General features: G+C 35.2%; 14 protein-coding genes. All 14 read left to right on the forward strand.

The window, feature by feature from the left end; translation table 11 throughout:
• The first annotated feature begins 13 nt into the window (after positions 1–13).
• The 14 genes from AAIE21_RS17105 to galU (AAIE21_RS17170) all read left to right on the forward strand — a co-directional run bounded on the left by AAIE21_RS17105 (position 14) and on the right by galU (AAIE21_RS17170) (position 15772).
• Positions 14–1183, forward strand: coding sequence for a DegT/DnrJ/EryC1/StrS family aminotransferase (locus AAIE21_RS17105; RefSeq protein ID WP_343267856.1), 1170 nt, complete (start codon positions 14–16; stop codon positions 1181–1183).
• Between the two features lie 891 nt (positions 1184–2074).
• Positions 2075–4012, forward strand: coding sequence for a lasso peptide isopeptide bond-forming cyclase (locus AAIE21_RS17110; protein ID WP_343267857.1), 1938 nt, complete (start codon positions 2075–2077; stop codon positions 4010–4012).
• A gap of 14 nt (positions 4013–4026) precedes the next feature.
• Positions 4027–4158, forward strand: coding sequence for a paeninodin family lasso peptide (locus AAIE21_RS17115; protein ID WP_000808480.1), 132 nt, complete (start codon positions 4027–4029; stop codon positions 4156–4158).
• Between the two features lie 110 nt (positions 4159–4268).
• Positions 4269–5198, forward strand: coding sequence for an aldolase (locus AAIE21_RS17120; protein WP_343267858.1), 930 nt, complete (start codon positions 4269–4271; stop codon positions 5196–5198).
• Entirely contained in the window at positions 5198–5497 is a 300-nt protein-coding gene (locus AAIE21_RS17125) for a lasso peptide biosynthesis PqqD family chaperone (protein ID WP_343267859.1), read from the forward strand. Before AAIE21_RS17120 ends, AAIE21_RS17125 begins: the two co-directional genes overlap by 1 nt.
• Before the next feature lie 45 nt (positions 5498–5542).
• The gene (locus AAIE21_RS17130) at positions 5543–6007 is read left to right on the forward strand and encodes a lasso peptide biosynthesis B2 protein (RefSeq protein WP_343267860.1); all 465 of its coding nucleotides are present in this window, start codon (positions 5543–5545) and stop codon (positions 6005–6007) included.
• 11 nt (positions 6008–6018) lie between these two features.
• Positions 6019–7203, forward strand: coding sequence for a nucleotidyltransferase domain-containing protein (locus AAIE21_RS17135; RefSeq protein ID WP_343267861.1), 1185 nt, complete (start codon positions 6019–6021; stop codon positions 7201–7203).
• Positions 7204–7205: 2 nt separating this feature from the next.
• Positions 7206–9008: an ABC transporter ATP-binding protein gene (locus AAIE21_RS17140; RefSeq protein ID WP_343267862.1), complete on the forward strand. Its 1803-nt coding sequence runs from the start codon at positions 7206–7208 to the stop codon at positions 9006–9008.
• 1389 nt (positions 9009–10397) lie between these two features.
• Positions 10398–10832 (forward strand): 3-hydroxyacyl-ACP dehydratase FabZ, encoded by a 435-nt coding sequence (gene fabZ / locus AAIE21_RS17145; protein ID WP_026591926.1) that lies wholly within the window; start codon positions 10398–10400, stop codon positions 10830–10832.
• Positions 10833–11019: 187 nt separating this feature from the next.
• Positions 11020–11904, forward strand: a complete 885-nt coding sequence (gene galU / locus AAIE21_RS17150; protein WP_343267863.1) for a UTP--glucose-1-phosphate uridylyltransferase GalU — start codon at positions 11020–11022, stop codon at positions 11902–11904.
• A 464-nt stretch (positions 11905–12368) separates the two neighbouring features.
• Positions 12369–13106, forward strand: a complete 738-nt coding sequence (locus AAIE21_RS17155; protein WP_343267864.1) for a YveK family protein — start codon at positions 12369–12371, stop codon at positions 13104–13106.
• On the forward strand, positions 13096–13785 hold the full coding sequence (locus tag AAIE21_RS17160) for a CpsD/CapB family tyrosine-protein kinase (RefSeq protein ID WP_343267865.1): 690 nt from the start codon (positions 13096–13098) through the stop codon (positions 13783–13785). Before AAIE21_RS17155 ends, AAIE21_RS17160 begins: the two co-directional genes overlap by 11 nt.
• Before the next feature lie 91 nt (positions 13786–13876).
• The gene (locus tag AAIE21_RS17165; protein ID WP_343267925.1) at positions 13877–14644 is read left to right on the forward strand and encodes a tyrosine-protein phosphatase; all 768 of its coding nucleotides are present in this window, start codon (positions 13877–13879) and stop codon (positions 14642–14644) included.
• Between the two features lie 246 nt (positions 14645–14890).
• On the forward strand, positions 14891–15772 hold the full coding sequence (gene galU, locus AAIE21_RS17170; RefSeq protein ID WP_343267866.1) for a UTP--glucose-1-phosphate uridylyltransferase GalU: 882 nt from the start codon (positions 14891–14893) through the stop codon (positions 15770–15772).
• Positions 15773–15873 lie beyond the last annotated feature (101 nt).

Raw genomic sequence — 15873 nt, forward strand, 5'->3', positions numbered from 1 at the left:
GATGGTGTTTAAAGTGGTATATTCACAGGGAAAAACAAGAATCTATCTCTCCGCCCCACATATGAGCGGTAATGAACAAAAATATATAAAAGAAGCATTTGATATGAATTGGATCGCTCCACTTGGTCCGAATGTGGATGCATTTGAAAGCGAGATTTCATCCCACGTGGGAGTTCGTGATGCAGCTGCAGTTAGTTCAGGAACCTCTGCTATTCATTTAGCGCTGAGTTTACTGGATGTAAAAGATGGCGATACGGTATTTTGTTCAAGTCTTACTTTTATAGCAAGCGCAAATCCAATTTTATATTTAGGGGCTACACCGGTGTTCATTGATTCAGAGCCTGAAACATGGAATATGTCACCACAAGCTTTAGAATGTGCATTGCATGATGCAGACGAAAAGGGAATGCTGCCAAAAGCAGTAATTGTTGTAAATCTATATGGACAAAGTGCTAAAATGGATGAAATTCTATCATTATGTAATAAATATGAAGTTCCAGTAATTGAGGATGCAGCAGAATCACTTGGTTCTTACTACAAAGGTAAAGCGAGCGGAACATTTGGGAAGTTTGGGATTTATTCGTTTAATGGAAATAAAATCATTACAACCTCAAGTGGAGGAATGCTTGTATCTAATGATATTGAGGCATTAAGAAGAGCAAGATTTTTAGCTACTCAGGCAAGAGATCCTGCTCCACATTATCAACACAGTGTAATAGGATATAACTATCGAATGAGTAATGTTTTGGCAGGTATAGGTAGAGCACAGTTACAAATCCTCCAAGATAGGGTACAGGCAAGAAGAAAAATATTTGATAGATACTATCAAGAATTATCCCATATTCCAGGTATACAGTTTATGCCTGAGTTAGAGGATACATATTCGAATCGATGGCTTACAGTTCTTACTATAGATGAAGAAAAAACAGGAGTATCGATTCAGGAATTACTGAAACACCTGGAAAATGAAAATATTGAGGCACGACCTGTTTGGAAGCCTCTTCACATGCAACCCCTATTTAAGGGAATAGCTTATTACTCTCATAGTGATGGCGAAGATATTGCTAGAAACTTATTTGAAACGGGCATGTGTCTTCCATCTGGATCAGGTATGACAGAACAAGATCAGACAAGAGTTATTACATGTATCAAAAATACGTTGACAGCAAATATTGGTATATAAAGAGAAAAAATAAGAGAATTTTAATAGAATATATGTTAATGGACTAGGAGGATTCAATATCTAATTCAGTTCGGTTTTTGTGAAATTTCATTTTTTGGAAATAAATCTCTTTTGAATGAAAGTCAAGGCAATCCCTATAGAGAGCGAAATAGTAAGCGTACATAATTTTGTGGTGAATGCGAATTATGTTTTTGGCTAGCATTATCAACGGTGAACGCATATTATATGACCTCCTTAGTAAAAATGGTATAACTATAAAAAGTTACTTGCCTTTTGTTCAATTATAAAGGAGCAGCTATGTTAAATAACATGGCTGCTGCTATTAAAGTGGCAGGGGAATATAAAATATGGTTTTTAATTAGTATGTTTATAATAAACTATATAAAATATCATAGCACAAAAAATATTTTAATTTCAAAGATATGAAAAAACATGGAAATAAAACCATTTATTTGTAAGATATAATTTTATTATTTATTTTTGGTTATCCAAAAAAGAGGAGTTAATATTTGTTATTTAGAGTATATAGATACTTGACAATGTAATAGTGAAATGATAATCTGAGTTTATATTCTTTATAAAGAATATAAACGTTTTATTAATATATTAAATTTATCTATTTTTAGTTGAATCAACAAACAAATACATAATAATTTTTATTGAAAATAAGGAAATTACACCCTTGTTCTTTTTTGAATATCAAAATTAGAATGCGAGGGTTTACTTATAGGATAGATAGCCTGAAAATTTCAACTTTAAAATCTGTTATGCGGAAACACGGTAGTTTGAGAAAGGATTTTTCTGGTATATAAATAACGTTTTATTGATATATCTGGTAATTATCTTATTCATCGGGTTTGCCCTTACTTGTTTCGTAGCGGGAGGAAAGAAATGAGCGCAATAACTGGAATTTATCATTTAAATAGGGAACCCATACCGTTGGAGCATAGCATTGGAATCATGTCAGCTTTATCTCGTTATCCAGCCGATAGTACCAATACGTGGCACAAGGAAAATGTTTTTTTTGGTGCCCATATGAAATGGATAACATCCCAATCTATCAACGAACAATTACCTTATTATGATTATGAAAAGCAATTGGTCATAACGGCTGATGCTATTATTGATAATCGCGATGAATTATTTGATAGATTACAAGTGGAACAGGAATTTAGAAGAGAAATGCCTGACAGTAAGCTAATTTTATTGGCTTATCAAAAGTGGGGAGAAGATGCGCCGAAGTATTTGATTGGCGATTTTGCTTTTATGATTTGGGATGAAAGAAAACGTTTACTTTTTGGGGCGCGTGATTTTTCGGGAAGCCGAACGTTTTACTTTTTCCATAATCAAAATCAATTTGCCTTTTGTACGAGCATAGGACCACTATTTTCCTTACCTTACGTCGGAAAGGATTTAAATGAGCAGTGGTTAGCTGAATATTTAGCGATACCTAATATGCTTGATACGATAGATGCATTTTCTACAGTCCATAAAAATATAGAACAAGTACCTTCTTCTCATACTATCTCTGTAATTGATGGAAAAGTTAGCATTTCGAAATACGACGCGTTATTTGTAGGAGAGAAGTTGCAGCTCAAATCAAATCAAGAGTATGAAGAGGCATTTCAAGACGTATTTAAAAGTGCAGTAACATCAAGATTGCGTACTCACCGTAATGTTGGTTCCCATTTAAGTGGGGGATTAGATTCAGGTGCTGTTGCTAGCTTTGCTGCAAGGGCCTTGCAAAAGGAAGATAAAAAATTATATACATACAGCTCTGTACCTGCAGAAGGATTTATTGATTGGACTCGTAGTCATACGATTGCGGATGAGAAGCCGTTTATCCAATCTACAGTACAGCATGTAGGAAATATTACAGACCATTATTTAAATTTTCCGGGGGAAAATTCATACTCCGAAATTGATGACTGGCTTGATATTATGGAAATGCCCTATAAATTCTTTGAAAACTCTATTTGGGTAAAGGGAATTTATGAAAAAGCCCAGCAACAAGGAGTTGGAGTGCTCTTAAATGGGGCGAGGGGGAATTTTACCATCTCTTGGGGACCAGCTTTAGATTATTATGCAACTTTACTTAAAAAGTTCAAATGGTTCCAACTTTATCATGAAATCGACTTATACGGTAAAAATGTTGGAGTCAAAAAGTCGCGAATACTGAAAGTTGTAGGAAAGAAGGCGTACCCATCTATAAACAACATGTTCTCTCCACAACAGCAATATGAGTTGCCGACGTTAGTCAATCCAGAACTTGCAAAACGTACTGATGTATTCAACAAACTTGAGGAACATGGTGTTAAAGTAACGGGGGCTTCTATACCTAACATATATGAAATAAGACAGAAACATTTTGAGCAGTTAAATTTATGGAATACCACTGGTACAAGTGGTACAAAACTTTCCTTGCGCTATGGCTTGCAGGGGCATGATCCGACGAATGACTTACGGGTAATTCGATTTTGTTTATCTCTACCACTCGAACAATTTGTTCAAAATGGCTTAAATCGGGCACTTATCCGAAGATCTACAAAGGGATTGCTTCCTGATAAAGTAAGGTTGAATCAACGTGTGCGAGGGATACAGGCTGCCGATGTGGTTCATCGCATGATTCCTTCATGGAAAATGTTTATCGAGGAACTAAAACATCTTAGCACAGATCCTGTAGCTTCTAACTTTTTTAATATGGAAATCATTAAGAATGCGATTTTGAAAATTCAAGGGGAACCACAGCCAGAATACGTGTTTGATCCTGATTTTAGAATTTTAATGCGCAGTCTTATCGTTTATCGATTTATCAAGAAATTTATTTGAAGGGAGGTGAAACTATGAAACAAGAATGGCAATCACCAGTATTAGAAGTGCTTGATATCAATATGACAATGGCTGGACCTGGAAAACGACTTGTTGACCAAGTGTTTGAAGATGAGGATGAGCAAGGCGCACTTCACCACAGCTAATGCACTAATAATATTTAAATGAGATTTATATGCTTTACAGCCCTTATATAGTTTAACAACGGTATAAGGGTTTTTTCTAATCAATTTTTCAACTATTTGGAGTGAGAAAGATGATACATACTGTAAAGAAAGTGGTTTACAAAGCCTTCGGATTAACCCTATTAAGTGAGATTCCTCTGCCGGAATTGCCTCTAGTAAGCAATTATGAAAATGAAGTAGACGTTAGAATCGAAACTGCAGACTTGTCTAAGTTATGGGGGGAGTTGTCCTCTCCAAAATCAGTATTCGTAGTCGAAGAAGAATTAATTATGTTTCAAATCCCCGAAACTGCCACGTTTTGTATTCAAAATGGAGAAAAAATTATCGTTTCACCTATGGAAGGATCTGACCAAGATAAGATTAGGCTGTATATTCTTGGAACTTGTATGGGTGCATTATTGATGCAAAGAAAAATACTTCCCTTGCATGGAAGTGCAATAGCTATCAATGGGAAGGCATATGCTTTTGTAGGAAGATCGGGAGCTGGAAAGTCAACTCTTGCATCAGCTCTCTTGAGCAAGGGATATCAACTTTTAAGTGATGATGTAATTGCGGTATCTCTTTCTGAGGATAATATTCCTTTTGTTACTCCCTCTTATCCACAACAAAAGTTATGGAAAGAGAGCCTTGATCAATTTGGAATGGAAACAACGCATTATCAGCCTTTATTTGAAAGAGAGACCAAATATGCTGTACCGGTGTCGTCAAACTTTTTCAATGAGCCATTACCGCTCGCAGGTGTATTTGAATTGGTGAAAACGGAAAATGAGAATGTTGAAATTCAACGTATTGAAGGACTAGAAAGGTTACGTACATTGCTACGTCATACATATCGAAATTCATTAATCCCACGGTTGGGAATGATGGAATGGCATTTTATGAACTCTACAAATATCGTAAATAAGGTGGAGATGTTTCAATTAATGCGTCCTATTTCAAAGTTTACGGCGCATGATTTAGTATCCACAGTTTTAGAGTCTTTAAAAGAGGAGGAAAAATAATGATTATTAACAAAAAAATTTCATTAAACAGTTTTATCGTACAGGGTCAAGAAAATGTAGTGAGTGATATGGATGGAGAGAAAGTGATGATGAGTATCCATAATGGGAAATACTACAATTTAGGCGGAATAGGCGGTGAAATTTGGGAGTTAATAAATGAATTGATATCAGTTAATCAGTTGGTCGATATATTAATGTCCCGATATACGATTGAAGAGGCAGAGTGTAAAGAGCAAGTACTGTCTTTCTTGAACCACTTGCATGCAGAAGGATTAATCTTGGTCGATGATAAAAATTGATTTATAGCTGAATGTTTCAGATTTAATAGATTAGGAGTAGGATCGATGAATATCATAAATAAAGCAAAAGCTTTCTTATCGTTCGATACGAGAACAAAATTGTTACTAGTAGAAGCTTTCTTTTATTTAGGCTGGGCTCGTATTCTTAAAAGTATACCGTTTTCTAAAGCTGCTCCTATATTAGGAATTCACATGGATGAAACGTCTTTAAGCTATGATGAATCGGAAAAAATCATGTTAAGGAAAATTTCCCAAGCAGTACATATGATGAGTCGTTATACATTTTGGGAGAGCCAATGTCTTGTTAAAGCTATTGCTGCAATGAAAATGCTGGAAAAGCGTCGTATCGAGAGTACACTTTATTTAGGAACTGCGAAAGATGAGACAGGAAACATGATTGCCCATGCGTGGTTACGCAGCGGGCCCTTTTACATTACCGGTGCAGAGGAAATGAAGAGATTCACTGTTGTTGGTAAATTTGCAAAAAAGGATAGGGTAAAAAAATCTTGAAGGAGAATGAGATGGATACCGGTTGTAATCTTGATTTGAGCCATTTACCTAAAGAACTGAAACTGTTACTTGAAATTATAAAGAAGGAAGATAAAGAGATACAAACAATCTCGAAAGATTGGTTTATCGATATTGATTGGAACAAATTTTTGAAATTGGCACTGCATCATCGCATGTATGCCTTCATTTATACAAAAATGAAGAACATCGATAAACAACTCATTCCTTCACATGTTGTACAAGTGTTAAGTACATATTTTAAAAGGAATACATTCCATATGCTTCATTTAAGTGGAGAAATGGGAAAGATAAGCAAATTATTTGCCGAAAATCAGCTCCGGCTCCTATTCTTGAAGGGACCTATTCTTGGGGTAGATTTGTATGGAGATATTTCTCTTAGAACATCTGGGGATCTGGATGCTCTTGTTCCTATAGATGATCTTGAAAAAGTAAACGAATTACTTGTAAAGAATGGTTATGTCAAAGAGGAAGACTTTCCAACAGTTATGAATGAATGGAAGTGGAGACGTCACCATACAACTTATATGCATCCAATGAGTAAGGTGAAATTGGAGATTCATTGGCGACTACACCCAGGCCCTGGAAAGGAACCAAACTTTGATGAGTTGTGGGGACGAAAAAGAATAAGCCCTATTACAAATTATCCTGTCTATTTTCTAGGTAGAGAGGATTTACTTATGTTTCTTGTTTGCCATGGGGCTAGACATGGATGGTCAAGGCTTCGATGGATAACAGATATCGATCGTATTGTAAGGCAAGAGGTAAATTGGGAAGAGCTTAATGTTCTATTGAAAAAATATCAATGTAAACATTTGGTGGGCCAGGCCCTTATTTTATCCTCCCAGCTGTTAGATACTCCGATAACGGAAGAAACAAGAGTATTAACGTCAGAGAAACAGTTAACACAATTAGCGCAGCTTGCGATCTATTATTTGGAAAGTATGATTAATTTGCATACAGATCCCGTTCCCGAAGAGGTTTCAGAATATCATGAACGGTATTTATATTCGTTAAAGACAATCCCACAAAAGTTGCTGTTTCATCTTAGCTGGTTGTATCCTTATCCTCAGGATGTGGAAACTTTACCACTACCAAAACAATTGCATATTTTGTATTTTCCTTTGCGGCCAGTTTTATGGGCTTGGAGGAAAATGAGATACCATAAGGAGATGTAAAAATGAGAAATATTTTATACTTTACAAAGCAGTTATACTCTTTTACTGGAAACATTCTCATTATTAATCTCTTGGGAATGGTATCTGTCAGTCTTGTAGAAGGAATCGGTATTTTATTATTAATTCCTATGCTGAGTATTAGCGGGATTGCAAATATGAACGAAAAAGCAAGCCCACTTTCAGGGATTTTGGGATTTTTAAGTGATTTTCCGACAACTTTAGGGTTACCACTTGTATTAGGGATCTATATTGTATTGGTTGTGGGACAAGCTGTTTTGCAAAGAAATATAACGATTCGCAATGCGAAAATTCAGATACGTTTTATTAATCACTTGAGGTTGGAAACGTATCGCGGATTGTTGCAGGCCAATTGGAGTTTTTTTGTGAAAAAGAGAAAGTCGGACCTTATTAACTCTTTAACAACGGAATTAGGGCGTGTTAGTGCAGGTACTAACTTATTTTTACAATTGCTTACTTCATTGGTTTTCACATTCATACAGATTGGTTTTGCTTTTTGGTTATCCGCAGATATAACACTCTTTGTACTATGTTGCGGTGTAGTACTTGCCTTTTTTTCCCGAAGATTTATTAAGAAATCGAAACGGTTAGGTGGCCGTACCTCAGAGAATTCAAAAGCTTATCTTGCAGGCATAACAGACCATTTTAATGGGATTAAGGATATAAAGAGTAATCTCCTAGAACAATCTCGTTATATGTGGCTACGTAATTGGGCGGAAGATGTGGAACGTGAACAGTTTGCATATATTAAGGTGAGAAATAATTCCCAGCTTTTTTATAAAATTGCATCAGCGGTTTGCATAGCCTTTCTAATTCTGCTATCGGTTAAGTTGTTTCAGACACAAACTGAGCAATTATTATTAATTATTCTTATATTTTCTCGATTGTGGCCGCGATTTGCAGGTATACAATCAAATATGGAACAAATTGCAGCGAATCTGCCTGCTTTTAAAGCTTTGCTAGAATTACAGGAAGAATGTAAGAAAAGCGTGGAATTGCAAGATGTAGAACAAAATTATAATTTTGTGAAGCCTATTCAGATAGAACAATCTATTGAGTGCCGCAATATTTCTTTCCGTTACAATAAACAGGATTCTATATATGCCCTGAAAAATATCAATTTGAGTATTCCATCCAATTGTATGACGGCTATCTCAGGACGTTCTGGTGCTGGAAAGAGTACATTAATTGATATTGTAATGGGACTTATGCAGCCAGAAAGTGGCGAGTTATTAATAGATAATAAACCTTTAACAAGTAAGAATCTATTGTCATTGAGGAAGTCCATTAGCTATGTTCCTCAAGATCCATTTCTATTTAATGCTAGTATAAGGGATAATTTGAGAATGGTTGAGCCAGATGCGAGTGAAGAGCAAATTTGGGAGGCATTGGATTTTTCCGCTTCCGCTGAGTTTGTCAGCAGGCTTCCACAGGGATTGGATACACTTATCGGCGATAGGGGAGTTAAACTCTCAGGAGGGGAACGACAACGACTCGTTCTTGCGAGAGCGATACTTCGGAAACCTTCTATTTTAGTATTAGATGAGGCAACAAGTGCGTTGGATGCTGAAAATGAAGCGAAAATACAAGAAGCATTGGAAAGATTGAAAGGGAGCATGATAATTATTGTTATTGCACATAGATTATCTACTATACGTAAAGCTGATCAAGTAATTGTAATGGATCAAGGGCAAATTATTCAAAGTGGTGGTTTTACTCAATTAGCAAAAGATAAAAGTGGGTTGTTTAGTAGCCTACTTGGTCAACAGGCTAAGGTAAACATTTAAATATGACCAGTTACAATTATTTTTTATAAATTTAAGGAATACACTGCCTGGGCTGGTAACTTCAATTGTGTGGTCAGTAAAAAATGAGAAATACTCTTTGAAACTTATTAATATACCGTCTATATACATGTATAAATATCCATGTTATAATTTAACATGGAACCCGATTTTATTTATACCATATAATAAAAAGCAGCGTGACCCCTCGTTTTTAGGACTAGGGGTCTTTTCTATATAATTCTCTTTTAAGGATAACTAGATTTTATTTTTATGTAAAATTACATAAGAATCTTCATTATAATCTGTTTAAATGAAAGAATTGAATACACCTCTAGATCATGCGAAAAAACACCAATATTGGAGTGGAAAAGGCTGTCCGGCGATTATGATTAAACGTAATGGTTGGAATACTGTTTTTAATGGGACAAAGGTTTATTATAATAACAATAGTGGAAATCAGAATCAACTAAAGGGTAATAGTGAAATAGGTATTGCTACTACAAAGGTATATATCAATAATATTTTAATATACAAAAAAGGATATCGTGGAAATCGCAATGGCAACCTTAAAATTTGTAGGTGGCGTAATCCCATTAGTACAGGGGCTTGTAAAAGCGGTAATGTAATGTATTGATTTTGTAACTAATACTTATACAATTATCTATATGAGTAATGTGTAGAAAATAAAAAAGAATCCCAAAGGCATAAGGGATTCTTTTTTATTTCATTTGAGTTTATCTCTCAAATCCTTCAGGATGCCTTATTTAAGAGATAAACAAGGAAAAGCAACAATTTCTTATTAGTTATACTTTATTTTTATGTATTTTATTAAATAGATTTAAAAGAATGTATATGCAACATTGGATATTTCCATAAAATGCAGATATACCTTTTGTGATGCTATTTTATAGAACTCTTATTAAAGGCTAATCCACAAAGATTTATTTTTTATAAAGTATAGTGTTCTGGATTAAGAATCCTAATTTCTAGATATGTCATTTAAGATAATATAAGAAAAATGAAGAAATTTGTAGAAATTTGTAGAAAATTAAGGTCATAATGGTAAAAATCAGTAAATATTAAATTTTTCTTTCTTATTTTTGTCCTTTATAATGAGCTATGAATACGACACATGAGGCAAATAATGTATTTTGCCTCTCCCTAACTTGGATATACACCTTTTTTCCAACCTCCGTGTTAATTGCTATTATTTTGTTATACCGATTTTAGCGAAGGGAAAAGGGTGTATCTTTTTTTGTATGAATCGTTCTAATAGATACTTTTGATAGAAAGCATTTCTTGTTTTTCGTGACAAAAACAATAGAGAATGGGATAATAAGGATAGTATGCTGGTGGTATGACCAATTTGATATATGAGGAGAGAGTAATATGCTAGATATAGGGCAGATTAAAGAAATTATTCCACATCGTTATCCATTCCTACTTGTCGATCAAATTCTAGAAGTAGAAGAAGGAAAGCGTGCGGTTGGAATTAAAAATGTAACGGCAAATGAGGAATACTTTAATGGACACTTTCCAGATTATCCTGTGATGCCAGGTGTTCTAATTGTAGAAGCATTAGCGCAGGTAGGTGCTGTTGCGGTATTAAAAAAAGAGGAGAATCGTGGACGCCTCGCATTCTTCGCTGGTATTGATAACTGCCGCTTCAAGCGTCAAGTACGTCCGGGTGACCAACTTCGTTTAGAAGTGGAAATGACACGTGTACGTGGACCAATTGGAAAAGGGAAAGCAGTTGCAACTGTAAATGGTGAAATTGCTTGTGAAGCTGAGGTTACATTCGCGCTTGGTGATAAAAAAGAATAGATATTATTTATTCTAGGAGATGAATGAAAAGGACTACCCTCATTTGTCTCCTTTTCTAATGAACAAAGGGTGAGCTTATTTGTAACTTGAGTAATTAAAATTTTATTATTATACTATTAAGATGTTGAGTTTGTAACAGATGCATAATTAGAAATGAATTTTATAATTTAGGGTAGGGTGATTATTTTTGAAAAAGGTCAGAAAAGCGATTATTCCAGCTGCAGGTCTAGGTACACGATTCTTACCTGCAACAAAGGCGATGCCAAAAGAAATGCTACCGATTGTTGATAAACCAACGATTCAGTATATTGTCGAAGAGGCAATCGCATCTGGAATAGAAGATATTATTATTGTCACAGGAAAAGGGAAACGTGCGATTGAAGATCATTTCGATCATTCCTTTGAACTAGAAGAAAACTTGCTAGCAAAAGAGAAATTTGAGCTCCTTGCAAAAGTACAAGAATCATCAAAAATTAACATACATTATATTCGTCAAAAAGAACCAAAAGGCCTAGGGCATGCTGTTTGGTGTGCTCGTAAATTTATTGGTAACGAACCATTTGCCGTTTTACTAGGCGATGATATTGTACAAGCGGACAAGCCTTGTTTGCGTCAATTAATGGATGAGTATGATAAAACGAAAGCATCTGTAATTGGTGTTCAAACGGTACCAGAAAATGAAACGCATCGTTACGGTGTTATTGATCCGTTAGAGCAAAAGGATCGCCGTTACCAAGTAAGAACATTTGTGGAGAAGCCAGCACAAGGAACAGCACCATCAAATCTAGCAATTATGGGGCGTTACATTTTAACACCAGAAATTTTTGAGTTACTAGAAGAACAACAAATTGGAGCAGGTGGCGAAATTCAATTAACCGATGCTATTCAACGATTAAATGAAATGCAGCGTGTATTCGCATATGACTTTGAAGGTAAACGCTATGACGTTGGGGAAAAACTAGGATTTATTCAAACAACAATCGAAATGGCGATGCAACACAAAGAATTAAAAGAAGATCTTCTGAATTATATGCAGAAACTTGTAGAACATGAGCTTAGCGTTACGAAATAGAAGGAGAGTAAGAGAATTTGTCGGCGAGATGGATTCTCTTTTTTTTGATAAATATTTGACTAGAAATTGTATAAGTATGATTTTTAAGGTGTATGAAAAAAGATAAGAAGATGCAAAAAAAAATTGTAAATATCTTTTTTGAAAGGTATTATAATCGTAAAATATATTTATCTATTATTTATAAACAAATATATCGATATAATGATTTATTGTGAATAAAAGTCTATACATGCCGAAAAAAATCGAGATATGTCGAATCTAGTATTATTATATTTGTCAATTGTATAAATAATTTTCTCAAGTTTATTGCTATACTAATGTAAGTTATGTAATATAATAAATGATTCCCTATACCTAAACATTATAAGGAATAGGGCATAGATTTTTTAGTGTCAGATTAAAATCTGACATTTTGTTTATATTTGAAAGTTTTTATGACAAATTATTGAAAGCTGGAGGAAGGCATGGAAGAAACAATAAGTTTGAAAGAACTATTTACTATTTTAAGAAAACGTTTGATTATGATCCTCGCAATAACGATTGGAGCAACACTTGTAAGCGCGATCGTAAGTTTCTACTTTATGACACCCATTTATCAATCTTCGACACAAATTCTTGTTAACCAAAAGAAGCAAGAAGGTGTTTTCCAACCAGGCGAAGTGCAAACAAGCCTTCAATTAACAAATACATATAAAGTCATCGTTAAAAGCCCTGTTATTTTAGATCAGGTAAAAGAAAAGCTAAAACTGAACGTGTCAACTGGAGCATTAAATGACAAAATTAATGTAGTAAATGAAAAAGAATCACAGGTTATGACAGTTACAGTACAAGATAAAGACGCAAATTTAGCTCGTGATATTGCAAACACAACAGCGGAAGTATTTAAAAGTGAAATTCCAAAGATTATGAGTGTTGATAACGTAACAATTTTATCAAAAGCAGAAGGAATAGAAGGACAAGCTCCAATTAAGCCTAATAAATTGCTAAACGTAGCAATTGCCTTCGTTATTGGATTAATGGCTTCTGTCGGACTTGTATTCCTACTAGAGTATTTAGATAACACATTGAAAAAAGAGGAAGATATTGAAAAGTTGCTTGGAGTACCGGTTCTTGGGGTTGTTTCTCGTATGGAAGAAACGAGTTCAAATAGTGGTAGTTTATCACCGGCAAAAGGAGTAGGAGGGCATACAATTGGTTCTTAAGAAAAAAGCAATCCGTGGACGTCGTCAGCTTATTGCTTATGAACAACCGAAATCATCTGTTTCAGAGCAGTATCGTAACATTCGAACAAATATTGAATTTGCATCTGTCGATAAGAAGATACGCTCTCTTATCGTAACGTCTGCTAATTCAAGTGAAGGAAAGACAACAACAGCTGCTAACCTTGCAGTTGTCTTTGCACAACAAGGTAAAAAAGTATTACTTGTTGACTCGGACTTACGTAAACCAGCATTACACCAAATGCTACAAGTTGAGAATGTTTTTGGCTTAACAAGTGTATTAACACGTAGTAAAACACTTGAGACATGTGTGAAAAAGACGCAGATTGGAAGTTTAGACTTTTTACCATGTGGCCCAATCCCGCCAAACCCAGCTGAATTACTTGGAGCAAGCTCAATGAAAGAGTTACTTTCAGAAGCGTACGGTATGTATGATTTCGTTATTTTTGATACATCACCGATTTTACCAGTTACGGATGCACAAATTATGGCAAACCAATGCGATGCTTCTGTACTTGTGATTCGAAGCGGTTCAACAGAAAAAGAAGTAGCACTAAAAGCAAAACAAGCATTAGATAGCGCGAAGGGTACACTTCTTGGTGTTGTTTTAAATGATAAAGAACAAAATGGATCAGAGTATTACTATTACGGATCTAACTAAATATGTAAGAAGAAAAGATGGGGATTCGTCTTTTCTTCTTATTCTTATAACGTAAAAAACAAAAAAATAGATGAAGAGGGGATGTATGAGAATGATCGATTTGCATTGTCATATTTTACCGGGTGTTGATGACGGGGCACAATCAATCGAGGATAGTATTGAAATGGCAAAGGCGGCATGTAAAGAAGGCATTCATACCATCGTTGCCACTCCGCATCATCAAAATGGTATTTATATTAATCCAGCAGAAAGCATTCTTCATCAGGTAAAGCTGTTAAATGATAGATTGAAAGAAGAAGACATTAATTTAACCATTTTACCTGGTCAAGAAATCAGGTTATACGGAGAATTGTTAGAAGACTACGAATTGGGACAAATCGTTACATTGAATCGTACGGATAAATACATATTAATTGAATTCCCAGCAAACCATGTCCCGCGCTATGCAGAAAAAATGTTATACGAACTGCGTGTAAAAGGAATCACGCCGATTATTGTACATCCAGAGCGAAATGCAGAGATTATTGAACGCCCCGAGGTGTTGTATAAGCTCGTCAATCAAGGCGCATTAACACAAATTACTGCAGGAAGTGTAACAGGAAGATTCGGAAAGAAAATAAAAAAATTCACATTACAACTCATGGAACACCATTTAACACATGTCATATCATCAGATGCTCATAACACAACGACGCGCTCCTTTCACTTACAATCGGCGTATGAAACAGTAGAAAAAACATTTGGGAGTTCTACACTTTACTACTTCAAGGAAAATACATACTCACTAATAAGTGGAAAAATGATTTATCGAGAAGAGCCAGAGAAAATAAGACGTAAAAAAATATTTGGTCTTTTTTAAATAAGAAACATGTTGGTGATGCCTCCTAACCAATATCAACGGAGACACTCGGTTACGCTGTGGGTAGAGAAATCTCTACCTTAGACGCCTGTCGTCAAAAGCGTGGTGTGAGGTCGGGTTAGATGCCCGTTATTATTATAAATTTATTAGAAGTTCTAACCATGTCTTTTATGCATGCAGAAGATATGGTTAGAACTTTTATTATGTTCATATATAAATATAAAGTTAATTAGGGGGTTATAAAAGTTGAAACAAGTAAAAAAAGCGATTATTCCAGCAGCTGGAATGGGGACAAGATTTTTACCAGTGACAAAAGCAATGCCGAAAGAAATGTTACCAATCGTTGATAAACCGACGATTCAATACATTGTCGAAGAGGCAATTGCATCTGGAATTGAAGACATCATCATCGTAACGGGTAAAGGAAAACGTGCGATTGAAGATCATTTTGATCATTCATTTGAATTAGAACAAAACCTACTAGAAAAAGGGAAGTACGAAATGCTTGAAAAAGTACAAGCATCTTCCAAAATTAACATTCACTACATAAGACAAAAAGAACCAAAAGGACTCGGACATGCTGTATGGTGCGCACGTAAATTCATTGGGAACGAACCGTTTGCTGTATTGCTTGGTGATGATATTGTTCAAGCAGACACGCCTTGTCTACGCCAATTAATGAATCAATATGACACAAAAAAATCATCAGTAATCGGTGTGCAAACAGTACCAGAAAATGAAACGCATCGCTATGGAATTATTGATCCACTAGCACAAAATGGACGCAGTTATCAGGTGAGCAGGTTTGTTGAAAAACCAGAACAAGGAACAGCACCATCAAACTTAGCAATTATGGGCCGTTACGTATTAACACCAGAAATCTTTATGTTCCTAGAAGACCAACAAACAGGTGCGGGTGGGGAAATTCAGTTAACGGATGCGATTCAACGATTAAATGAAATTCAACGTGTATTTGCGTATGACTTTGAGGGTAAACGTTATGACGTTGGGGAGAAATTAGGGTTTATTCAGACGACGATTGAGATGGCGCTTCAGCATGATGAATTGAAGGATGAACTTGTGAAGTATATGAATGAGCTTGTACAGAAGGAGCTTTTAAACGTATAAACCTAGTTCACACCCTTGAAAATTGCACTAATTATTTTATAAGAAAATATTGAGGACGGTTTATAAAATTTCAGATGTGGGAAGAATCTTCATCTTAAAGT

It is taken from the genome of Paenibacillus sp. 102 (assembly GCF_039549175.1).
Taxonomy (GTDB): domain Bacteria; phylum Bacillota; class Bacilli; order Bacillales; family Bacillaceae_G; genus Bacillus_A.